The sequence below is a fragment of the Nocardiopsis sp. CNZ308 genome, assembly GCF_004217075.1.
Genome location: NZ_SHKJ01000001.1, coordinates 6,038,507 through 6,061,342 on the forward strand (window position 1 = coordinate 6,038,507; position 22,836 = coordinate 6,061,342).

Genomic DNA, 22,836 nt, shown 5'->3' on the forward strand with positions numbered 1-22,836 from the left:
TCAGCCCCAGAAACCGAAGCTGTACAGCAGACCGTTGGTCGCCGCGATCGCACCCAACGCCAACACCGCACCCGTGACGAACGACGTACGCAACGACCTGACCAGGTACTCCAACGACACCAGGTTGTTCAAGATGAAGTACCCCAGCATCATCGCGTGCCAGAAGGACTCCCACCGGAAGGGCTCGAACGCGTACGGCGCCCCCGTCCACACCTCGGTCTCGGTGGTGAACCACGCCCACGCCAACGCCGCCCCGTACCCCAACGGCACCTGGATCAGCGGAATGATCAGCAGCGGCAACAGCTTGACGAAACCCCACAGGCCCGGCTGGTCGGCATGGCGCGCCTGGTCCTGGGCGCGGCGCGCGGCCTCCTGCTCGGCCCGCACCCGCTCACGGTGGGCCCGCTCGGCCTCCTGACGGCGCCGGTGCTCCAGCCGCTGCTCCTCCGCCCGCCTGCGCTGCTCCTCCTGGTGGCGCTGCTGCTCCTGCATCCGGCGCTGGCGCTGCTCCTCCTGCTGACGCAGCTGCTCCTGCTGCTGGCGACGCGCGTCCGCGGCCGGGTCACGCCGATCGCCGTACAGGTCGGCGTAGGCGTCCTCCTGGCTGGGCCGGTCCGGCTGCCGGTGACCCGAAACCTCCTCCCGCCCGTGGGGAGCACCGCCCTGACCGTGAGCCGCCCCCTGGCCGTAGGCCGTGGCGCCCTGACCGTACTGGGCGGTCGGCGGAACCTGCTGCCCCGACGGGAATCGGGCCGTGGCCCCATACCCCTGCTGCTCACCCCACACCGAGGTCGCACCGCCCTCGTGCCCCGGCGCCTGCGGCGTGACCCGGGTGGCCGCCTCATCACCGAACACACCCGCACCGGCCGCAGCTCCCGCCGCACCGCCCACAGCAGCAGCACCACCCTGCCCCAGCACCTGCGTGCGCTGGTGCTGACCGGTGACACGCCCATCCCCGTCCGCGGCCGCCAACGCCCCGTTGACCTTGGCCACCTGCTCCTGAACCCCCCGCATCACCGCCGCGGGCAACCAGGTCGGCCCCGTGGCCACATCACCCAGGTAGTCCAGGATCTCCCCCGGCCCCGGACGGCCCTGCGGATCCTTGGACAAACACGCCGCCACCAGATGACGCAACGACTCGGGCACACCCGACAGATCCGGCTCACGGCTGATGATGCGCATGACCATGGTGGGCATACTGCCCTCACCGAAGGGACCCGTCCCCGCCGCCGCGTAGGCCAGCACCGCACCGTAGGCGAACAGGTCACTGGCCGGGGTGAGCGTCTCCCCCTGCACCTGCTCCGGACTCATGAACCCCGGCGTACCGATCACCGACTGCGTGGCCGCCGTACCGTCGGTGGCACGGGCGATACCGAAATCGATCACCCGCGGCCCGTCCTCGGCCAACAGCACGTTGCCGGGCTTGAGGTCACGGTGGATCAACCCCACCCGGTGGATGTCGGCCAACGCCTCGGCCAGACCCGCCGCGAGCACCCGCACACTCGCCTCCGGCAGCGGACCGTGATCGTGCACCGCAGTATCCAACGGCAACGACGGCACGTACGAGGTGACCAGCCAGGGCACCTCGTCATCGGGACCCGCGTCGATCACCGGCGCGGTGAACGCACCGCTGACCTGACGGGCGGCGTTGACCTCACGGGCGAAACGCTCCCGGAAGGAGGCGTCGGCGGCCATGTGCGGATGGATGCGCTTGACCGCCACCGCACGCCCCCCGGCCGAGCGGCCGAAGAACACCTGGCCCATGCCGCCAGAGCCCAAGCGGCCGATCAGCCGGTACCGGCCGATACGTTCCGGGTCACTGGGATCGAGCCTAAGGGACACTACAGCCTCCACACACGACGTTCCGCCACCCCCGGGTGCCAGAGGATGACCACCGCCTCCCCCGGTGCCCGAGCACCCGCCGGAAAGACGCCTGCCCCCAACCTATCGGCGGGCGCACCCCCAGCCTCCCCCGCGAACCCCGGCGTGTGCGCCGATACGCGCCCCCGCACCCCCGACACCGCCCCGACCCGCACCCGTGACGCCCCGCCCACCCCCGGGCTCACCCCACCCCGACCACCCCACACCCGCACAACCCCGACCACCTGCGACAACCCCACCACCACACCCCACCCGACAACGCCGCACCCCAACGACGAACCACCCCGCAAAGTTCCCCCCTGACCGCAGGCGGCCAACTCACCCACCCGCATGACCAGGCACCCCCCACCCGCCTAGGGTCGAAAAAACACGCGACAGGAGAACACGCCATGCACATCCCCGACACCCTGCGCACCGACGCCCACCTGCGCCTGGCCCACGCCGCCTCCTGGACCGCCGCCCAGACCGGCGACCACCCCAGCAGACTCCTGCACTACCCCTGGCGCGACAACCCCTACCCCACCTACCAACGCCTGCGCGACCAAGGCCACTTCGCCACCAGCAAACTCGGCTTCCGCACCGCCAACACCTACCAAGCCGTCAGCGCCCTGCTACGCGGACGCGAATTCGGCGTCCAACCCCCCGACGGCACCACCCCACCCCAACAATTCGACATCCTGGACCTGTCCTTCCTCATGAAGGACCCACCCGAACACACCCGCCTGCGCCGACTCGCCCGCCCCGCCTTCAGCCCCCGCCGCATGGGCGAGTACGAAACCCACATCACCAAGATCACCCACGAACTCCTGGACAGGGCCACCGCCAAGGGCCGCTTCGACCTCATGCGCGACTTCGCCCAACCCCTGCCCATCGCCGTCATCAGCCACCTGCTCGGCGTCCCCGCCTCCCAGGACGCCGAGTTCGTCCGCATCGGCCACGCCCTCGGCAGCGCCCTGGACGGCGCCCGCTCGGCGCGTCACCTGCGCGGCATCCACCAGGCCACGGCACAATTGGACCCGCTGTTCACCCGGCTCATGCGACAGCGCCGCGCCGACCCCCGCGATGACGTGGTCTCCACCCTGGTCACCCAGGCCGACGACGGCCACCTCACCGCGACCGAACTGAGCACCATGTGCCGCCTGCTGCTGATCGCCGGGTTCGAGACCACCGTGAACCTCATCGGGAACGGGGTGATGGCCCTGCTGCGCCACCGCCACCAGTGGGAACGCCTCGTCGCCGACCCCGACCTGGCCCCAGGCGCCGTGGAGGAGATCCTGCGCTTCGACTCACCCGTCCAGATGACCAGCCGCTGGGTCCACACCGACACCACCGTCCAACGCCAACCCCTGCGCCGCGGCGGCTACGCCATGTGCCTCATCGGAGCCGCCAACCGCGACCCCGCGCGCTTCACCGACCCCGACCGCTTCGACATCACCCGCCCCGACGCCGCCGACCACCTCTCCTTCTCCAGCGGCGTCCACTACTGCCTGGGCGCACCCCTGGCCCGCCTCGAAGGCCGCATCGCCCTACGCGCCCTGGCCGAACGCCTCCCCCACCTGCGCCCCACCGCCCCACCCGTCCGCCGACCCACCACCGTCGTACGCTCCCTGTCAGCCTTCCCCGTCACCACCGGCACCCGGTAGAAGGTGAGAGCCGACCAGATGCCCAGCACGGCCTCCTCACCATGGCGCCCGCTCACCCGCGGACGCGGAGCCCTGCTGACCGCCGCCGCCCTGTGCGCGATCATCCTCCTGGTCACCACGATCCTGGCCCTCACCCTGCCCGCCCAACCAGAATCCGCCGGCGCCGGCCAACTCCCCCACCTGGCCCGCCAGAGCGACATCGACCTGGGCGTCGCCGTGGCCGTCAACCCCCTCGTCCACGACCGCGAGTACCGCTCGGTGGTCACCGAGCACTACACCTCCCTGACCGCCGAGAACACCATGAAATGGGAGTACGTCCAACCCCAACGCCACACCTTCGACTGGAGCGGCCCCGACACCGTCGTCGACTTCGCCGAACGCAACGACCTCACCGTGCACGGCCACACCCTGCTCTGGCACAACCAACAACCCGCCTGGCTCGCACAAGGCACCTGGACCCCCGACGAACTACGCCAGGTCATCCGCGAACACATGCGGGCCCTCATGGGCCGCTACCAAGGACGCGTCACCTCCTGGGACGTCGTCAACGAACCCTTCGAGGACAGCGGCCCCCGCCTACGCGACAACCTCTGGCACCAGGTCCTGGGCGAGGACTACATCGCCGAGGCCCTCACCATGGCCCACGAGATCGACCCCCAGGGCCGCCTCTACATCAACGAGTTCGGCATCGAAGGCGGCGGCCCCAAGACCGACGCCCTCCACCGACTGGTCACCGACCTGCTCGACCGCGGCGTCCCCCTGCACGGCATCGGCTTCCAGAGCCACCTCATCCACGGCCACGTCCCCGACGACCTCGCCGAACAACTACGCCGCTTCACCGACCTGGGCCTGGAGGTCAGCATCAGCGAACTCGACGTACGCATCCCCGAACCCGTCCCCAACGGAGCCCTCCAGGACCAGGCCCGCGAATACGCACAGGTCGTCCAAGCCTGCCTGGACGTACCCCGCTGCGTACGCGTGTCCGTGTGGGGAGTCAGCGACCAGCACTCCTGGATCCCCGAATGGTTCCCCGGCTACACCGCCGCACTGCCCTTCGACGACTCCTACGCACCCAAACCAGCACTCAACGCCATGGTCCAGACCCTCTCCCGCCGACACCCACGCCCTCCGGCGCACTGAGCACACACCCCACCCGCTACCGTCGAACCCCACAACCGACAACGAACGAGGTGTTCGGTATGCGTTAGACCCGTGGCCCCCCGGCGCTCCTTCGTCACCAGCCGAACCACGACGACGAAGGACACACCACATGCACGACGACACTCCCCCCATCCGCGTCCCCGAAGCCCTCGCACCCCTGCTGGACCGCTACTTCGGACCCCAGTGGACCCAAGGGCTGCCCGAACTCACCCGACGCCAGCTCAGGCGATGGGACCTGCACCCCGTGGGCGCGCCCATGCACGGCATGGTCGCCCTCGTCGTCCCCGTACGACTCCCCCACGGGGACTCCGCCGTGCTCAAGATCCAGCCGGTGGACGAGGAGAGCCGGGGCGAACCCGACGCCCTGCGCACCTGGAACGGCGACGGCGCCGTACGCCTCCTCCAACACGACCCCGACACCGGCGCCATGCTCCTCGAACCCCTCGACCCCACACGCACACTCGACCCCGCCCCCATCGACCAGGCCCTCACCACCATCGGCACCCTCCTGGCCCGCCTCACCGCCCACCAGGCACCCCAGGGCATGCGCACCCTGGCCGACACCACCCGTGCCCTGGTCACCAGGGCCCAGCACCTGGCACCACGCCTGCGCACCGCACACGAACGCGACCGCGTGAACGCACTCGCCGCCCGCGCCCGCGAGATGGCGCCCGAAGCCGGAGACCGGCTCCTGCACTGGGACCTGCACTTCCAGAACGTGCTCGCGCCCCTGCCCGGCACCGACCGCGAACCCTGGCTCGCCATCGACCCCAAACCCCTCGCCGGAGACCCCGGCTTCGACCTCTTCCCCACCCTGCACAACCGCTGGGACGAAGCCCTCGCCACCGGCGACCCCCGCAAAGAAACCCGCCGCCGCCTGGACCTGGTCACCGAGGCCGCCCACATCCCCCGCGACCGCGCACACGCCTGGACCCTCGTCCGCGTCCTCCAGCAATGCGTCTGGGCCGTCGAGGAAGGCGAACCCGCCCTACCCCGCGTACCGGTGACCATCGCCGAAGCCCTGGGCGCATAACCGCCACCACCCCGGCCGTCCCCGACGCACGAGGTCGTCGTCGGGGACGGCCGGGGCGGACCAGGAACACCACCGCAGCACACCCCGCCGTATGGCGGCACACACCCGCCACACGGCACTGCCCCGCACCCACACCCGCCCCCGACAATGGTGACGCGCGACACACCACCAACGGAAGGCACCCGTGACCACACCACCCCGCCCCGCCCTCGACCCCGAACTCGCCGCCGCCCTCACCCTCCTCGGCGACGAGATCACCCCCTCCATCACCCCCGACATGATCCCCGCCCTACGCCAACGACGAGCCCGCCTCCTGCCCACCGACACCACCCTCCACCCCGCCTACACCGAAACCCCGCACCACGCCCCCAGCCACGACCACACCCCCATCCCCCTCATCCACTGGCACCCCACCCACACCACCACCCCCACCGGCGCCCTCTACTGGATCCACGGCGGCGGCATGATCATGGGATCCCACCGCGGCACCGAGATCCCCGGCCTCCTCGAAACCGCCCACGAACTCGACCTCGCCCTCATCTCGGTCGACTACCGCCTGGCCCCCGAACACCCCCACCCCACCCCCGTCGAGGACTGCTACGCGGGCCTGACCTGGATCACCGACAACGCCGCCGACCTCGGCCTGGACCCCACACGCATCGTCATCGGCGGAGGCAGCGCGGGCGGCGGCCTCGCCGCCGCCACCACCCTGCTCGCCCGCGACCGCGGCGGCCCCGCCCTCCAGGGACAACTGCTCATCTGCCCCATGCTCGACGACCGCAACGACACCGCCTCCTCCCACCAGATGGCGGGAACCGGCGTATGGGACCGCACCTCCAACGCCACCGGCTGGGCCGCCCTGCTCGGCCCCCACGCGGGCGGCCCCGACGTCTCCCCCCACGCCGCACCCGCCCGAGCCCAGGACCTGTCCGGCCTACCCCCCGCCTTCCTGGACGTGGGCTCCGCCGAGACCTTCCGCGACGAGGTCGTCGACTACGCCTCCCGCATCTGGCAGGCGGGCGGATCAGCCGAACTGCACGTGTGGCCCGGCGGCTTCCACGGCTTCGACGGCATCGCCCCCCAGGCCGCCCTCAGCCGCAGCGCCCGCGCCCAACGCCTGCCCTGGCTGCGCCGGATCACCGGAGCCTGAACCCGGGCACCATGAAGGCATGAGAGAGCTCGTGGGCAGGATCTCCGCGCTGGACCCCGAAGCGGGCGCCGCCGTCAAGGTGATCGCCTACTTCGACGAACTCGCCGGAGCCGGAATCGAACCCGTCATCCGCGGCGCCGCCGTCCTGACCGGCGCCCCCGCCGGGTTCGCCCACCCCGGACGCGGCCTCGCGCTGCGCGCCGACCCCGCCGGAGAGGTCCGGCGCACCGCCGCCGACCCCGACCCCTCCTGGCACTCCGTCGGGGTCGGCGGCGGCGTGCTGTGGCTGGAACGCGCCACCTCCGGCCCCGGCCCGGTGGAGGCGATGGTCCTCGAACGCGCGGCCGCCGCCCTGCGCGCCCGGCTCGAACACGCCCCGCCCCCGACGGGCGGACGCACGGCCCTGGCCCGGGCCCTGGTCGACGTTGACCTGCCCGAGGAGCAGCGCGCGCGGGCCGCCCGCCGGTACGGGCTCGCCCCGGGGTCCCGGGCCCGCGCGGTGGCCGACCACGGCGGCGGCGTGCGCGTCCTGGCCGCCGCCGAGTCCCCGGGGGCTCGGCGGGCGGGGGTGGGACCGGCCGTGGAGGCGCTGGCCCTGCCCTCCTCCTGGCACGACGCCCGCAAGGCGCTGCGCTTCACCGCCCGGGGCACCGGCGCCGACCCGGGCCCGCGCGTGGTGTTCGCCGAGGAGCTGGGCGGGCTGCTGCTCCTGGCCGACACCGTGCGGCCCGGCGGCGAACCGGTACCGGACGTCGCGGCCCTGGAACGGGTGGCACGCGAGGCCCCGCCGCTGCTGGGGGTCCTGGACGCGGTGGCCTCCTCCCCCAGCCTGCGGGCGGCGGCCCGGGCGCAGGGCCAGCACCACTCCACGCTCCAGGAGGGCCTGGGGCGGGCCGAACGCCTGCTGGGCTGGCCGGTGCGCGAGGTGTCGGGACGGCTGCGCCTGCAGGTGGCACTGGCCCTGCGCCGGTTGTACTGCAATCTCTGATTGTCGTCCTTGTTTTTCTCCCCCAAGTGAAGTGATTGAGAGAAGCAGGCACCTTTACGACGTAGATTCAAAGATGCGAACGACACCCTCGCCGCAGGTCAGCGCACCCCTGGCGAACGCTCCTACTCCACGACGGTGATGCCCAGGGCGGCCAGGATCGCGCCCGCCTGCACCGGACCGATGCTGGCCCCCCGCAGGTACCCGGCCTGCTCCAGGGTGGGCTCCCCCAGATCGGCGCCGCGCAGGTCGGCTCCCGCCAGCTTGACGTTGACCAGGTTCGCGCCGCGCAGCCGCGAGTCCGTCCACACCGTCTCGCGCAGGTCCGCGCTGGCCAGGTCGGCCTCGTCCATGCGCAGCCCCTCCAGGGTCTGCCCGCGCAGCACCAGGCCCTTGCAGCGGGCCAGCATGAGGTTGCAGTGCGCGAAGGTGTAGCCGATCCCCCGCAGCGAGTTCAGCGCGGCCCCGGTCATCCGGCAGCCGGTGAAGGCGGTATCGGTGAGCAGGGCGCCCTGCCAGCGGGTATTGGCCAGGTCCACCCGCTCGAACCTGGTCTCGGTGCACTCGGCGTGCGAGAACACCGCCCCCGAGGCGCTGCCCCCGGTGAACACCGCGCCCTCCAGGACGGCCCGCTCCAGGCGGGCCCCGTCCAGGCGGCAGTCGCGGAAGACGGCGTCGACCAGATCGGCGTCGCGCAGGTCCGCCTCGGTCAGGTCGCAGCGGGTGAACACGCGCGGCGCGTCCAGGGGCCGGGACAGCTGGTCGCGCAGGTCGGCGCCGTTCAGATCGGCGTCGGTGGTCTCGGGGAGAAGGAGGTCGGTACTCATCGCCAGCACCCTAGCGGTGACCCGCGACACGCGTACTCCGGCGCGCCCGCCCCCGACGCGGGCCGCCCGGTGCGGGCCGCTCCCCTCCCCCGCCCGCGGTCCTCCCCCGCACCGGGTCAGTCCCGGAGCTTGAGCGCCAGGAACAGGTCCACCCGGTGCTCCAGGCTGCTCAGATCCCGCCCGGTCAGCTCCTCCACGCGGCCGATCCGGTACCGCAGCGTGTTGACGTGCACGTGCATCGTGGCGGCGCAGCGCTGCCAGGACCCCGAGTGGGCCAGGAACTGCTCCAGGGTCCGCACCAGCTCCGAGCGGTGGTCGCGGTCGTAGGCCAGCAGCGGGCCCAGCAGCCGCTCGCGGTAGGAGGACTGCACCTCCTCGGGGACCGAGGCCAGCAGCAGTTCGTGGGAGTCGATCTCGGCCCCGGCGATCACCCGGGACCGGCCGCCGCGCAGCTCGGCCAGGCGGCGGGCGTGGCGGGCCTCCACGGCGGCTCCGCGCAGGTCGGGCACGCCCCGCACCGCCGAACTGAGTCCGATGGCCAGCCGGTGGTCGAGCAGGCCGCCCTCCAGGACGCGGGCGCGGTGCAGCAGCGCGGCGCGGACCTCCTCGGCGCGTGCGCGGGCGTCGGTCCCGGCCACCGGGACGACGGCCAGGGCGTCCTCGTCGCCGGTGACGACTGCGCCGGGGCGGTCGGCGACCAGTTCGGAGAGCACGCGCCGGGCCAGGTCGGGCACGCGCGGCTCGGGCAGCATGACGGCGCTGACCACGACGTGGCTGCCCTGGCCGCCGGTCGGGTCGGTGCCGCGCAGGAGTTCGGTGACCTCGTCGAAGCGCTGGGCGGCCAGCAGCCGGGGCAGTCCCTCCAGGTGGCGGGCGTCGGTCAGGGCGCGCTCCTCGGCGCGGCTGCGGGCGAGCCCGGCGATGGAGACGAGTTCGGCCACCGACTCGTGCTCCTCCTCGGTCCAGGAGGCGTGGTCGCCCTCGCAGACCACCAGCCAGGTGGCCAGGGGGTGGGACTCGCGGGCCTGGACGGGCAGGAGCGTGAGGGCGCGGTCCTCCCGTTGGGGGGTGCGGACGGTGTGGGGCAGGGTGGGGCCGGTCAGGGCGCGGGCGGCGATCCACTCGCGCTCGTCCCCGGGCAGGGGCCCGCCGGAGGCGGCGATGTGGCGGCCGGTGCAGGACAGGACCCAGGCGGCCCGCCCGGTCTGTGCGGCGGCCTCGGCGAAGGCCCGGGGGAAGTCGGCCCCGGCGGCGACGTCGGCCATGAGGCGGCGGTGGCGGTCGCGGGTCTCGGCGATGGTGGTGAAGCGGTGCTGGGTCAGGGAGCGCAGCACCTCCTCGGTGACCGCGCCGAAGGAGGTCTCCGGGGGCACCTCCACCAGGGGCAGGTCGTGCTCGCGGCAGGCCTCCACCAGGTCGGCGGGGACCTCGCCCAGGGCGGTCCCCGCGCCGAGGGCGACCGCCCCGGCCCCGGCGACGGAGGCCACGAAGGTGCGCGAGTCCTCGGGGCGGGTGCGCCACATCATCCCGGTGAGGACGAACTCGCCGCCGCGCAGGTAGCGGGCGGGTTCGAGCAGGTCGGTGGTGTAGGCCCACCGCAGGGTGCGGTGCGCGTGCTCGGCCCCCGACAGGAATCTCAGGTGCAGCCGTGTGACCGCGAGCAGCTCGCTGATCCGCATGAACGTCCCTCTGTCGCTCGTGTGGGCGGCGGGCGCCCGGGTGGTGAGGCGGTGGATGTTACTCCGGTGACGCCACTTGTAGGAAACGCCCAACGATAACCGTTCGTTCCGCGGGCACTTCATGTCATCACTTGCTGGTAGTGACCGCGCTCCCAGTGGTGTACTTCACAGCATCGGCGAGACCCACCAGGGAAGACGCGACCGACAGACCGCGCCGGGCCGCGAGCGAGCGGCGGCACGACCATGGCGACAAGAGGACCGAGCATGGAGTTCCTGAGCCCCTCCACACTGGAGGAGGCCCTTGAGGCCAAGAGCGCCCTGCCCGAGGCGGTGCCCATCATGGGCGGCACCGACGTGATGGTGGAGCTCAACTTCGACAAGAGGCGGCCGCCCGCCCTGATCGACCTGACCCGGATCCCGGAACTGGCCGAGTTCGGACCGGACGGGGAGCACACCCGTCTGGGCGCGGGCGTGTCCTACACCAAGGTGATCGAGCACCTGTCGGAGCGGGCCCCTGCCCTGGCCAGGGCCTCGCGTTCGGTCGCCTCCCCGCAGATCCGCAACCGCGGCACCGTGGGCGGCAACCTGGGCGGCGCCTCGCCGGCCGGGGAGGCCCACCCGCCGCTGCTGGCCACCGACGCGGTGGTCGAGCTGGCGTCGGTGCGGGGCAGGCGCCGGGTGCCCGCCCGCGAGTTCTACCTGTCGCTGCGCACGACCGCGCGCCAGGCCGACGAACTGATCACGGCGGTGCTGCTGCCCGAGCCGACCGGCCCCCAGCAGTTCGCCAAGATCGGCACGCGCAACGCGATGGTCATCGCGGTGACCTCCTTCTCCCTGGCCCTGGACACCGAACGCCGGACGGTGGGGACGGGCGTGGGCTCGGCCGGCCCCACACCGCTGCGCGCGGAGGCCGCCGAGCGGTTCCTGGCGGCGGAGTTCGACTGGGAGGACGGCCGCCCGCTCGCGGATCCGGTCGTGCGCGAGTTCGGCGCACTGGTGGCCGCGGCCGCCCGCCCCATCGACGACCAGCGGGGCAGCGCCGAGTACCGCAGGCACGCGCTGTCGGTGATGGCGCGCCGCGCACTGAGCTGGTCGGTCACCGACTACCGGAAGGGAGCCACGCGATGCGCGTGAGTTTCAGGGTCAACGGCGAGGACGTCACCGCCGACGACGTGTGGGCGGGCGAGAGCCTGCTGTACGTGCTGCGCGAGCGGCTGGGTCTGCCGGGCAGCAAGAACGCCTGCGAGCAGGGCGAGTGCGGTTCGTGCACGGTCTACTTCGACGGCGTGACGGCGTGTTCGTGCATGATCGCCGCCGGGCAGGCGCAGGGGCGCGAGGTGCGCACCGTGGAGGGCCTGTCCGAGGGCGAGGGGGCCGAGCGCGAGCTGGGCACGGTGCAGGAGGCCTTCGTGGAGGCGGGCGCGGTCCAGTGCGGGTTCTGCACGCCGGGCCTGCTGGTGCAGACCGACGACCTGCTGGAGCGCACGGTGGGCGCGGGGCTGCCCGCGCCGGAGGACGCCGAGATCCGTGAGGCGCTGGCGGGCAACCTGTGCCGGTGCACCGGGTACGAGAAGATCCTCGACGCGGTGCGCCTGGCCGCCTCGCGGCGGGTCGGGAGCGGGTCGTGAACGCGGTGGAGGGCTTCGTCATCGAGGGCGCCCACGTGGTGACCGTGGACGGCGCGGAGTACGCCGGCGGCCACGTGGTGGTGCGCGCGGGCCGCATCTCGGCGGTGGGCGCGGGACCGGCCCCCGGGGCCGAGGGGCTCCAGCGCGTGGACGGGCGCGGGTGCCTGGTCACGCCGGGTCTGGTCAACACGCACAACCACCTCTACCAGTGGGCGACGCAGGGGCTGTTCGCCGACGGCACGCTCTTCGAGTGGCTGGTGGGCTCCTACGAGATCTGGGGCCGTCTGGACGCCGACGTGGTGTCGGGGACGACCTCGGCCGGTCTGGCCCACCTGGCGCTGTCGGGGTGCACGACCGCCTCCGACCACCACTACGTCCATCCTTCGGGCCGCGGCGACATCGTGGCCGCCGAGGTGGAGGCCGCCCGCGAGGTGGGCGTGCGCCTGGACCTGGCCCGCGGGTCGATGGACCGGGGCCAGAGCCAGGGCGGTCTGCCGCCGGACGCCGTGGTGGAGTCCTTGGAGCGGGCCCTGGCGGGCACCGCCGAGGCGATCGACGCCCACCACGACACCGCGCCCGACGCGATGACGCGGGTGGCGGTGGCCCCGTGCTCGCCGTTCTCGGTCTCGCGCGGGCTGATGGTGGAGAGCGCGGCGCTGGCCCGGGACCGGGGGGTGCGGCTGCACACCCACCTGGCCGAGACGCTCGACGAGGAGGAGCAGTGCCTGGAGGAGTTCGGGTGCACCCCCGTGGAGTACGCCGAGAAGCTCGGCTGGCTGGGCCCGGACGTGTGGTTCGCGCACGCCGTGCACCTGTCGGACGCGGCGATCAAGCGGATCGCGTCCACGGGCACCGGGGTGGCGCACTGCCCCACCTCCAACGCCCGCCTGGGCGCGGGGATCTGCCGGGTGCCCGAGCTGCTGGAGGCGGGCGTGCCGGTGGGCCTGGGCGTGGACGGCCCGGCCTCCAGCGAGCTGACGCCGCTGGCCGGTGAGATGCACCAGGCGCTGTTGATGGCCCGCGCCCGCAGGGGCCCCACGGCGCTCAGCGCCCGCCAGGCGCTGGAGATGGCCACCCTGGGCGGGGCCCGGGTGCTGGGCCGCGACGCCGAGCTGGGCTCCCTGGCGGTGGGCAAGCTGGCCGACATCGCCCTGTGGCGGGTGGACGGGTTCGGCTACGACGTGATCGGGGACCCGGTGGTGGCGGCGGTCTTCGGCCCCACCCCGCCCCTGGAGCGGCTCTGGGTCGGCGGGAACACCGTCGTCGACCGCGGTGAGCTGCGCACCCTGTCCGCGGAGACCGCCGCCGCGCGCGGCCGCGCGGCGCACCGCGCCCTGACCCAGGAGGTGAGCCGCTGATGGCGGCGACGACCCGTACCGTGACGGAGCTGAGCAGCACGACCAGGGACGGGGTGGGCTCCAGCCCGCGCCGCCCCGACGGAACCCCGAAGGTCACCGGCGAGTTCGCCTACTCCTCGGACATGTGGATGGAGGACATGCTGTGGGGGGCGACCCTGCGCAGCCCCCACCCGCACGCCGAGATCCGCGGCATCGACGTCACCGAGGCGCTGAAGGTGCCCGGGGTGCACGCGGTGCTCACCCACGAGGACGTGCCCGGGAACAAGCGCTACGGGCTGGAGTACCAGGACCAGCCGGTGCTGGCCTTCGGCAAGGTGCGCTACAAGGGCGAGGCGGTGGCGATCGTGGCCGCCGACCACCCCGAGACCGCCCGGCGGGCGATGGAGCGCGTCCGCGTGGACTACGCGGTGCTGGAGCCGATCAGCGACCCCCGGCGGGCCGCGCTGGACCCCGACTGCCCGCCGGTGCACGAGCCGGGCACGGTCCCCGACCACCCCGAGTACAACCCGCGCGGCAACCGGCTGCGCTACCAGCCGGTGCGCACGGGCGCGTTCGCCGCCGTGGCGGGCTCGGCCGAGCGCGAGGGCGAGGTCCTGGAGCGGCTGCGCGCCGAGGCCCACGCGGTGGTGGCCTCCGAGTACGAGGTCGGCATGCAGGACCAGGCCTTCCTGGGCCCGGAGTCGGGCATGGCCGTCCCGGCCGAGGACGGCGGGGTGGACCTGTACGTGGCCACGCAGTGGCTGCACGTGGACCAGCGCCAGATCGCCCCGGCGCTGGGGCTGCCCGAGGACAAGGTGCGGCTGACCCTGGCCGGGGTGGGCGGGGCCTTCGGCGCCCGCGAGGACCTGTCGATGCAGATCCACGCGGCCCTGTTGGCGCTGCGCACGGGCAGGCCGGTCAAGTTCGTGTACAACCGCGAGGAGTCCTTCTACGGGCACGTGCACCGGCACCCGGCCAGGATGCGCTACGAGCACGGGGCGCGCGCGGACGGCACGCTGCTCTACGCCACGGCGGAGATCATCGTGGACGGCGGCGCGTACGCGTCGGCGACCCCCGCGGTGGTGGGTGTGGCCTCCTCCCTGGGCATCGGCCCCTACGAGGTGGAGAACGCGCTGGTGGACGCCTACGGGGTGTACACCAACAACCCGCCGTGCGGCGCGATGCGCGGGTTCGGCGCGGTGCAGGCCTGTTTCGCCTACGAGTCGCAGATGGACCGGCTCGCCGAGGAGCTGGGCATGCACCCGGTGGACCTGCGGATCAAGAACGCCATGTCGCAGGGCTCGCGGATCATCACGGGCCAGGAGATCGACATGCCGCTGCCGATGGCGGAGATGCTGGAGCGCTGCCGCGCCCTGCCGATGCCGCCCGAGCGCGACGCGCTGGCCGATCCCGCCGACCAGCGCACCCTGCCGGGCGGGGTGGCGGGCACCACGCGCGGCGAGGGCGTGGTGCGCGGTGTGGGCTACGGCCTGGGGCTGAAGAACCTGTGCTTCTCGGAGGGGTTCGACGACTACTCCACGGCGCGGGTGCGGCTGGAGGTGGTGGGCGGCGAGCCGGTGGTGCTGGTGCACACGGCGGCGGCCGAGGTCGGCCAGGGCCTGGTGACGGTCAAGGGGCAGATCGCCCGGACCGAGCTGGGCGTGGAGAGGGTGGTCATCGCCCCCGCCGACACCCAGGTCGGCTCGGCGGGATCCTCCTCGGCCTCGCGGCAGTCGTACATGACCGGCGGCGCGGTCATGACGGCGTGCGCGTCGGTGCGCGCCGAGGTCTTCGCGCTGGCCCGCGAGCACGGGATCGTGCCCGAGGCGCTGCCCGACACCGACCTGTCCCTGGACGGGGGCAAGCTGGTGTCGGCCACGGTCGGCGCGCTGGTGTCCCTGGCGGACCTGCTGGGGGAGTCGGCGCGCGGCGGAACGGTGGTCGAGCACACCCGCGAGTACCACCACCGGCCCACCGAGATGCTCGACCCCAAGCTGGGCCAGGGTTCCTCGCACAACCAGTTCGGGATGTGCGTGCACCGGGCCGTGGTGGACGTGGACGTGGAGCTGGGCCTGGTGAAGGTGGTCGCGCTCGACGCGGTGCAGGACGTGGGCCGGGTGCTGCACCCCCAGCAGCTGGCGGGGCAGATCCAGGGCGGCTCCACGCAGGGCCTGGGCCTGGCGCTGATGGAGGAGGTGCAGGTCAAGGACGGGGAGATCCGCAACCCCTCGTTCACCGACTACCTCATCCCCACCATCTTGGACACTCCGCCGATGCGCATCGACGTGCTGGAGCGGCCCGACCCGCACGCGCCCTACGGGCTGCGCGGCGCGGGTGAGCCGCCGACGCTGTCCTCGACCCCGGCCATCGTGGCCGCGGTGCGCGCGGCCACCGGCAGGGCCCTGACCCACGCTCCGGTGCGCCCGGAGGACATCGTGGGCATCGACCTGTAGCCGCGACCGGCGGCGCGGCGGTGCGCTCCCCCGCCGCGCCGCCCCCATGAACCGCCCGCCCCGGATTCGTCGGCGCCCCGGCACCGGGGCGGGTGCCCCACGGCAGGACGGCGCCGTCCTGCGCACACCCTCGCTTGAACACGAAGAGTTACAACCCCCCTACACATGGCGATGGCTGCCATGCTCATCTCCCTCCAGGAGGGGACATGACCCGACTCAAGGACTCCGGCCCGCACCCGGGTGCGCGGAAGCCCACGGCTCGATCCTGGCTCGACCGCTTCTTCTTCGTCAGCGAGCGCGGATCCACCTTCGGGCGCGAGGTCCGCGGCGGACTGACCACCTTCATGGCGATGGCCTACATCATCGTCCTGAACCCGATCATCCTCAGCGGCGTCTCCGACGTGAACGGCGACGTCCTGTCGGCGGGCCAGCTGACCACCATGACCGCCCTGTCCGCCGGGCTGGTCACGATCATGATGGGGGTGGTCGGCCGGGCGCCGATCGCCTGCGCCGCGGCCCTGGGGGTGATGGCGGTCGTGGCCTACCAGGCCGCGCCCGTGATGGCCTGGCCCGAGGTGATGGGCCTGGTCGTATGGCAGGGCGTCGCCATCATCCTCATGGTGGTGACCGGCGTGCGGACCGCGGTGATGAACGCGCTGCCGCACGACCTCAAGATGGCCATCGGCGTGGGCATCGGCCTGTTCGTGGCCCTCATCGGGCTGGACAACGCCGGCTTCGTCAGCGCCGGGGAGGGCGGCGGACTGCTCCAGATCGGCGCGGCCGGGGCCGGCGGCCACCTCGACGGGTGGCCGATCCTGGTCTTCGTGTGCGGTCTGGTGCTGGCCAGCGTCCTGCTGGTGCGCGGGGTGCCGGGCGCGATCTTCTACGGCATCGTCGGCGCGACGGTCCTGGCGATCGCCGTGCACTACGCGGCGGGCCTGGACGCCCGGGACTGGGGCGGGGCCGGCCCCGAGCTGCCCGGCAACCCGTTCGCGGCCCCCGACTTCGGCCTGCTGCTGCGGGTGGACATGTTCGGCGCCTGGACCTCGGCCGGTGCGACCACGGCGGGCGTCATCCTGTTCACCCTGGTGCTGGCCGGGTTCTTCGACGCCCTGGGCACCATCCTGGCCATCGGCACCAAGGCCGACATCGCCGACGCCAGCGGGCACATGCCCCGGGTCAACCAGATCCTGGTGACCGACGGCGCGGGCGCCGTGGCCGGGGGTCTGACCAGCTCCTCGGCGACGCTGGTGTTCGTGGAGTCCACGGCGGGGGTGAGCGAGGGCGCCCGGACCGGTCTGGCGAGCGTGGTGACGGGGCTGTTCTTCCTCGCGGCGATCTTCCTGGCCCCGGTGTTCGGCGTGGTCCCGGCGCAGGCCGCGGCGGTGGCGATGGTGCTGGTGGGCGCCATGATGATGATGCACATCAGGGAGATCGACTGGTCGGACATCGCCGTGGCGATCCCGGCCTTCCTGACCATCGCGATGATGCCGTTCACCTTCGACATCGCCAGCGGGATCGGCATCGGGATCATCTCCTACACGCTGGTCAGGTCGGCCCAGGGGCGCGTGCGCGACGTGGGCTGGCTGATGTGGGTGCTCTCGGCCGTGTTCGCGTTCCACTTCTCCATGCACGCGCTGGGGCTTTGAGCCGGATCCGCCGAGGGGGGAGGCCGGGCCGCCGAGGGGGCGGCCCGGCCTCCCCCCTTTTTCGCCGTGGACCGGCCGGAGCCGCGCTTGCCCGGAGCAGCCACGGAGCCGCCCGGGCCGGAAGTCGTGGCCGCGCGGGGCCCGGTGACTCGTTGACAGCGGTCGGCGACACCCCTAAGTTGACAATGTCAACTTCGGATCGAGGGAAGCCACCCCATGAACGTTCGAGTCAACGGCGTCTCCTCCCCCGCCCCCGACTCCCCCGGCACCACGGCGGCCGAGCACATCCGCGACCGCCTCGGCCTGACCGGCACCAAGATCGCCTGCGGCACCGGGGTCTGCGGCGCCTGCACCGTCCTGGTGGAGGGCGCGCCCACCGCCTCGTGCCTGCTGCCCGCCGACCGGCTGGAGGACCGCGAGGTCACCACCGTGGAGGGCCTGGGCGGCGACCACCCCGTCCAGCGCGCCTTCGCCGCCCACGACGGGATGCAGTGCGGCTACTGCACGCCCGGGTTCGTGGTGGAGGCCTCCGCCTTCGTCGACTCCTGGCGCGCCGAGCACGGCGACGTCCGCCCCGGCCGCGACCGCGTGGCCGACGCCCTGGCCGGGCACCTGTGCCGCTGCGGCGCCTACGAGGGGATCTTCGCCGCCGTGGACGCCGCCTGCGCGGGCGAGTTCGACACCGAGCCCGAGCAGGCGCCACCGCGCGCGGACGCCCTGGCCAAGGTCACCGGCCGGGCCCGCTTCAGCGCCGACCTGGCCCCCGAGGGCACCTGGGAGGGGGTGATCGTGCGCTCGGCCCACGCCCACGCGCGGGTGCGCGCCGTCGACCCCGGCGGGGCGCGGAGCGCGGCCGCCCGCCGCCCCGGGCCCGGACAGCCCGTGGACCCGCACCCGGTCTTCACCGACCTGCTGGGCGAGGAGCGCACGGTGCGCTACGTCGGCCAGCCCATCGCCGCCGTGGCCGCGCCCACCGCGGCACTGGCCCGCGCCGCCGCCCGGGCCGTGCGGGTGGACTACGAACCCCTGCCCGCCGTGCTCGGTGTCGAGGAGGCGCGCGCGCAGGACGCCCCGCGGGTCTACCCCACGCGCGCCGAGCGCCAGGCCGCCCCCTCCAACGCCGAGGGCCCCGGCCTCCCGGGCCGCTGGGACGGCAACACGCGCGGTCCCACCACCGTCGGCTGGCGCGGCGCGACCGCGGTGCGGCGCCTGCGCACGGCCGCCGAACGCCGGGATCCGCGCCTGGTGGCCCAGGAGTACACCACCGCCGTGCAGGTGCACAGCCCGTTGGAACCCCACGTGTGCGTGGCCTCCTGGGACCGCGACGGCTCGCTGACCCTGCGCGCGTCCACCCAGGCGGTGTCCAAGGTCGCCCAGAAGGCCGCCGAGCGCTGGAAGCTGTCGCCCGAGCGGGTGCACGTGCTCAGCGAGTACGTCGGCGGCGGCTTCGGCGCCAAGGCCAGCCTGTCGGTCGACATGGTCGCCGCGACCGAACTGGCCCGGCTGGCCCACGCCCCGGTGCGCGTGTCCTTCGACCGCGCCGAGGAGCTCACCGACGCCGGGCACCGTCCCGGAACCCGCACCCGGGTGGCGCTGCTGGCCGACGGCTCCGGGGACCTGGCGGCGCTGACCGTGGACTCCCACGGCGACGGCGGCGTCTCGGTGGGCTCCACCACGGCCGTCTTCGGGCTGTTGATGTACGGGCGCTCGCCGCGCCGGGCCCGCGACTTCGACGTGGTCACCCACCGCCCGCCGGGGGCGCCCATGCGCGCCCCCGGCGGTGCCCCGATGTCCTGGGCCGTGGAGCAGGCCGTGGACACGATGGCCCGCCGGCTGGGCGAGGACCCCCTGTCCCTGCGCCGCCGGTGGGACGGCAACCCCAAGCGCCGGGCGCTGTACGAGCGGGCCGCCGCCCTGGAGCTGTGGCGCGGGCGTCCGCGCGGTGCCCGCACCGGCCGGTTCCGGCGCGGGGTCGGCGTCGCCGCCTCCAACTGGCTCTACCTCATGGGCCCGAGCGCGAAGGTCGAGTTGTCGGTCCGCGACGGCGCGGTGGTGGTGCGCTCCGCCACCCAGGACATCGGCACCGGGATCCGCACGGTCCTGGGCGAGGTGGTCGCCGAGCGGCTGGGCATGTCCGCCGCCGACGTGCTCGTGGAGATCGGCGACAGCTCCTCGGTGCACGGCACCGGTTCCTTCGGCAGCCGCACCACCACCTCCATGGGACCCGCCGCCGCCGACGCCGCCGACCGGCTCCGCTCCGAGCTGCGCGAACGCGAGCCGGGGGTCCCCGCCTCGGGTCCGATCCCCGAGCACGCCCTCAAGGACGCCCTGGCCGCCGCCGAGGGGGTGCGGGTGGTCGGTGAGAGGGGCCGGGACCGCCGGGGCGCGCTCACCCCGAACATGGACGACCTGGCCGTGGGCCGGGGCATGACCGGCGCCGTGCACGTGATGGAGGTGGAGGTGGACACCCTGCTGGGCCGGGTGCGCCCCACCCGCTGCTGGGCGGGGCTGGCGGTGGGACGCGTGTACGCCGAGCGGCTGGCCCGCAACCAGGCCGAGGGCGCCGTGGTGCAGGGCGTGGGGTACGCGCTCTTCGAGGAGCGCCGCCACGACCCGGCCACCGGGGTGGTGCTCACCGACAACCTGGAGGACTACCGGCTCCCGGGGATGGGCGACGTCCCCGAGACCGAGGTGCACTTCCACCAGGAGGGCTTCGAGCACGCCGCGGGCGCGGGGGTGGGCCTGGGCGAGATCTCCCTGGTGGGCGTGGCCGCGTCCGTGGCCAACGCCGTGCACGACGCCACCGGCTGGCGCCCCCTGGACCTGCCCATCCGCCCGGACCGACTGCTGGAGGGACTGCGTTGACCGCGACCACACGCCCCGCGGGGCTGGAGGAGGCCCTGGCCCGGCTGGAGGGCACGGGCGCCCGTCCGCGCGCCGGGGGCACCGACCTGACGGCGTGCCTGGCCTCGGGGGTCCTGGAGCCCGCGCCCGTGGTCGACCTGACCGGGGTGCGCGAGCTGCGCGGGGTGGAGTGGCGCCCCGACGGCTCGGCCTGGGTGGGCGCGCTGACCGGTGTCGCCGAGCTGTCCGCGGACCCCGCGCTGGCCGCGGCCTATCCGGCGCTGGCGGCCACGGCGCGGGCGCTGGCCACGCCGCAGGTGCGAAACGCCGCGACGCTGGGCGGCAACCTGCTCCAGCGCAACCGGTGCTGGTACCTGCGCAACCCGGCCTTCGACTGCTTCCAGACGGGCGGGGACTCCTGCCCGGCGCGCGGGGGCGACCACCTGTACGGGGTGGTCGTGGACCGGGGCCCGTGCGCGGCCCCGCACCCGTCCTCGCTGGCGGTGGCGCTGCTGGCCCACGACGCGTCGGTGCTGGTGGCGGGCGGGGGGCGGACCGAGATGGCGGTGGCCGACCTCTACGACGCCGCCGACCCGACCCGCGACCACGTGCTGGAGCCCGGCCGGGTGCTGGTGTCGGTCGGGCTGCCGGTCCCGACCGCGGGCGAGCGGTCCGCCTACCGCCGTGCCACCGGGCGCTCGCGCGCGGAGTGGCCGCTGGTGGAGGCGGTGGTACGCCTGGCCCTGGCGGACGGGGGCGCGGTGACCTCGGCGGCGGTGGCCGTGGGCGGGGTGGCCCGCACTCCGCTGCGGCTGCCGGAGGTGGAGGCCGCCCTGGTGGGCGCGCGTGCGGGCCGGGCGCTGGACGGGGGCGTGGTCGAGGCGCTGGAGGGTCTGGCCGGCCTGTGCTCCCCGCTGCCCGCGACCGGGTACAAGGTGGAGCTGCTGGGCGCCACCGTGCGCGACGCCCTGGAGCGGGCCCTGGACGCTCCGGGCGGCTGAGGCCCCGGACGGCCGAGGCCCCGATCGGACGTACGGCCCCGTTCCCGCGCGACGCGGGGGCGGGGCCGACGCCGTGTCCGGAACACACGCTTTTCGGATACGGATTCCTTTCCAGGAAGACCACCCCTACCGCGCACTTCACGCATAAGGGACCACCGGGGGAATCTGTCGCTCCCGGCCGCGCCGAACACACGGGGGCGCGCACGTCCGACGGCGGTGCGACCGCCGAGGAAAATCGGATTCCTCCCGTCTCCCAGGGACCCGGACACCTCCTCTTTTCCCTCACGACTCAGAAAGGAGAAAGGGGACAAAAATACATTTTGGCGCCGCGTTCCACACCAGCAACAACAGAGGGGAGCAGAACCCGAAAGCCGCTGTGAGCAGCACCGATATTCTCCCCCACGCCTCCCATGACCCTCGCGTGCGCACGTGTTCGCGCAGCCCCCACGGGATTCTCCTCCGACCTTCTTGACACAGAAGGGAACGGATGCAAAATTGATGCAGTCGGACCACGGAACACCGCCCTCCCGCGGAAATACCGCGCCATTCCCCCCAGCGCCCGGTCGGCGGGAAACGAGAACGCCCTCCCGCCCCCGCGCCCCCATGCCCCCCGAAACAGGACCAGCACGGCGATCCCCCCGACGACCCGGCGGTCGTCCACCACCGAAGCGCGAATCACGGGTGACACTTTGACGCATGCGTTGTCCCAGGACGTGTCCGCGGCCGAGCGACGAGAGCGCTTCGCCGAGTCGGGGTACCTCGTCCTCCCCGGCCTCCTGCCCGAGAACCTCCTCCACCGGCTCCTCCCGGAGGTGGACCGCTGGGTGGACGAGGGGCTGCGCGACCGCTCGATCGCCGCCTGCCTCGACCCGGACGGGGGCGACCCCCGCCCGGCCCTGGAGCTGGAGCTGCCCGCCCACGGCGAACTCCTCACCCACGGCCCGCTGCTGGAGGTGATCGCCGAGCTGCTGGAGGCGCCCTTCGTCTTCCACCACCTGCACAGCGCCAGGCACGACCCGGACACCGGGGGCAAGCCCTGGCACCACGACAACGAGCCCAACGACCTCGGGGACCCGGGCCTGGTCATGGTGCACGCCCTGCACTACCCCGTGGGCCTGGACGAGAGCATGGGGAGCCTGGCCGTCCTGCCCGGGTCCCACCGCGAGGAGGCGGACAAGACCGCCCGCGCCCACCTGGGCACCTCGGAGCTGCCGGGCGAGGCCGTCCTCGACCGGCTCCCGCCCGGTTCGACCGTCCTGCTCAACTCGGCGCTGTTCCACGCGCGCAGGCCCGCCCCGCGGACGACCCGCCGCCCCCGCTACTTCGTCGACGCCTCCTACTGCCAGACCGGCGCCCGGTGGCGCCCGGTCAAGCCCTACTGGCGGCACATGCTCACCCGCGCCCGCGAACTCGGCCTCGACCGGGGCGGATGGCCGGAGCTGTTCTCACCGCGGCACTTCACCGACTACACCCCGGTATGAGGCTCCGGAGCCGGCCCCGGGCCCGACGGTGACGGACGCCCCCGCCACGGGGCCGCGCGAACCAGACAGCGGAGACGGAGCGGA

General features: G+C 73.6%; 16 protein-coding genes. 13 read left to right on the forward strand and 3 right to left on the reverse strand.

The features are described 5' to 3' along the window. Positions 1–1,854 (reverse strand): serine/threonine protein kinase, encoded by a 1,854-nt coding sequence (locus tag EV372_RS26075; protein ID WP_486484406.1) that lies wholly within the window; start codon positions 1,852–1,854, stop codon positions 1–3. 416 nt (positions 1,855–2,270) lie between these two features. Here EV372_RS26075 and EV372_RS26080 point away from each other — a divergent pair, with 416 nt between their 5' ends. The 5 genes from EV372_RS26080 (at position 2,271) to EV372_RS26100 (ending at position 7,856) form a co-directional block, all read left to right on the forward strand. Next, positions 2,271–3,524 (forward strand): cytochrome P450, encoded by a 1,254-nt coding sequence (locus tag EV372_RS26080; RefSeq protein ID WP_130398217.1) that lies wholly within the window; start codon positions 2,271–2,273, stop codon positions 3,522–3,524. An 18-nt stretch (positions 3,525–3,542) separates the two neighbouring features. Further along, the gene (locus EV372_RS26085; protein ID WP_130398218.1) at positions 3,543–4,664 is read left to right on the forward strand and encodes a glycoside hydrolase family 10 protein; all 1,122 of its coding nucleotides are present in this window, start codon (positions 3,543–3,545) and stop codon (positions 4,662–4,664) included. A gap of 130 nt (positions 4,665–4,794) precedes the next feature. Continuing rightward, positions 4,795–5,718, forward strand: a complete 924-nt coding sequence (locus EV372_RS26090; RefSeq protein WP_130398219.1) for an aminoglycoside phosphotransferase family protein — start codon at positions 4,795–4,797, stop codon at positions 5,716–5,718. Positions 5,719–5,902: 184 nt separating this feature from the next. Continuing rightward, on the forward strand, positions 5,903–6,868 hold the full coding sequence (locus EV372_RS26095) for an alpha/beta hydrolase (RefSeq protein ID WP_130398220.1): 966 nt from the start codon (positions 5,903–5,905) through the stop codon (positions 6,866–6,868). Positions 6,869–6,887: 19 nt separating this feature from the next. After that, positions 6,888–7,856, forward strand: a complete 969-nt coding sequence (locus tag EV372_RS26100) for a helix-turn-helix domain-containing protein (RefSeq protein WP_130398221.1) — start codon at positions 6,888–6,890, stop codon at positions 7,854–7,856. Positions 7,857–7,978: 122 nt separating this feature from the next. Here the strand turns inward: EV372_RS26100 and EV372_RS26105 are convergent, their stop codons facing one another. Further along, a complete protein-coding gene (locus EV372_RS26105) occupies positions 7,979–8,680 on the reverse strand; it encodes a pentapeptide repeat-containing protein (RefSeq protein WP_130398222.1) in 702 nt (233 codons plus the stop codon). 116 nt (positions 8,681–8,796) lie between these two features. Then, on the reverse strand, positions 8,797–10,359 hold the full coding sequence (locus EV372_RS26110; protein WP_130398223.1) for a PucR family transcriptional regulator: 1,563 nt from the start codon (positions 10,357–10,359) through the stop codon (positions 8,797–8,799). 264 nt (positions 10,360–10,623) lie between these two features. Between EV372_RS26110 and EV372_RS26115 the strand changes: the two genes are divergently transcribed. The 8 genes from EV372_RS26115 (at position 10,624) to EV372_RS26150 (ending at position 22,752) form a co-directional block, all read left to right on the forward strand. Beyond that, positions 10,624–11,493, forward strand: a complete 870-nt coding sequence (locus EV372_RS26115) for an FAD binding domain-containing protein (RefSeq protein ID WP_130398224.1) — start codon at positions 10,624–10,626, stop codon at positions 11,491–11,493. Next, positions 11,484–11,987 carry a (2Fe-2S)-binding protein gene (locus tag EV372_RS26120; RefSeq protein WP_130398225.1) on the forward strand — a complete coding sequence of 168 codons (504 nt, stop codon included), beginning with the start codon at positions 11,484–11,486 and terminating at the stop codon, positions 11,985–11,987. The genes EV372_RS26115 and EV372_RS26120 overlap by 10 nt, the downstream gene beginning before the upstream one ends. Then, positions 11,984–13,345 (forward strand): 8-oxoguanine deaminase, encoded by a 1,362-nt coding sequence (locus EV372_RS26125; protein WP_130398226.1) that lies wholly within the window; start codon positions 11,984–11,986, stop codon positions 13,343–13,345. The genes EV372_RS26120 and EV372_RS26125 overlap by 4 nt, the downstream gene beginning before the upstream one ends. After that, positions 13,345–15,777, forward strand: coding sequence for a xanthine dehydrogenase subunit D (gene pucD, locus EV372_RS26130; protein WP_130398227.1), 2,433 nt, complete (start codon positions 13,345–13,347; stop codon positions 15,775–15,777). The genes EV372_RS26125 and pucD overlap by 1 nt, the downstream gene beginning before the upstream one ends. A 206-nt stretch (positions 15,778–15,983) precedes the next feature. Beyond that, complete coding sequence (locus tag EV372_RS26135) at positions 15,984–17,426, forward strand: NCS2 family permease (RefSeq protein WP_130398228.1); 1,443 nt, start codon at positions 15,984–15,986, stop codon at positions 17,424–17,426. 216 nt (positions 17,427–17,642) lie between these two features. Then, complete coding sequence (locus tag EV372_RS26140; RefSeq protein WP_130398229.1) at positions 17,643–20,291, forward strand: molybdopterin-dependent oxidoreductase; 2,649 nt, start codon at positions 17,643–17,645, stop codon at positions 20,289–20,291. Further along, positions 20,288–21,271, forward strand: coding sequence for an FAD binding domain-containing protein (locus EV372_RS26145; RefSeq protein WP_130398230.1), 984 nt, complete (start codon positions 20,288–20,290; stop codon positions 21,269–21,271). The genes EV372_RS26140 and EV372_RS26145 overlap by 4 nt, the downstream gene beginning before the upstream one ends. A gap of 701 nt (positions 21,272–21,972) precedes the next feature. Then, a complete protein-coding gene (locus tag EV372_RS26150) occupies positions 21,973–22,752 on the forward strand; it encodes a phytanoyl-CoA dioxygenase family protein (RefSeq protein ID WP_130399123.1) in 780 nt (259 codons plus the stop codon). The last annotated feature ends 84 nt before the right edge of the window (positions 22,753–22,836 follow it).

Coding starts and splice junctions, on each gene's coding strand:
- EV372_RS26080 (WP_130398217.1), top strand. CDS start 2,271: ATGCACATCCCCGACACCCTGCGCACCGACGCCCACCTGCGCCTGGCC.
- EV372_RS26085 (WP_130398218.1), top strand. CDS start 3,543: ATGCCCAGCACGGCCTCCTCACCATGGCGCCCGCTCACCCGCGGACGC.
- EV372_RS26090 (WP_130398219.1), top strand. CDS start 4,795: ATGCACGACGACACTCCCCCCATCCGCGTCCCCGAAGCCCTCGCACCC.
- EV372_RS26100 (WP_130398221.1), top strand. CDS start 6,888: ATGAGAGAGCTCGTGGGCAGGATCTCCGCGCTGGACCCCGAAGCGGGC.
- EV372_RS26105 (WP_130398222.1), bottom strand. CDS start 8,680: ATGAGTACCGACCTCCTTCTCCCCGAGACCACCGACGCCGATCTGAAC.
- EV372_RS26110 (WP_130398223.1), bottom strand. CDS start 10,359: ATGCGGATCAGCGAGCTGCTCGCGGTCACACGGCTGCACCTGAGATTC.
- EV372_RS26115 (WP_130398224.1), top strand. CDS start 10,624: ATGGAGTTCCTGAGCCCCTCCACACTGGAGGAGGCCCTTGAGGCCAAG.
- EV372_RS26120 (WP_130398225.1), top strand. CDS start 11,484: ATGCGCGTGAGTTTCAGGGTCAACGGCGAGGACGTCACCGCCGACGAC.
- pucD (WP_130398227.1), top strand. CDS start 13,345: ATGGCGGCGACGACCCGTACCGTGACGGAGCTGAGCAGCACGACCAGG.
- EV372_RS26135 (WP_130398228.1), top strand. CDS start 15,984: ATGACCCGACTCAAGGACTCCGGCCCGCACCCGGGTGCGCGGAAGCCC.
- EV372_RS26140 (WP_130398229.1), top strand. CDS start 17,643: ATGAACGTTCGAGTCAACGGCGTCTCCTCCCCCGCCCCCGACTCCCCC.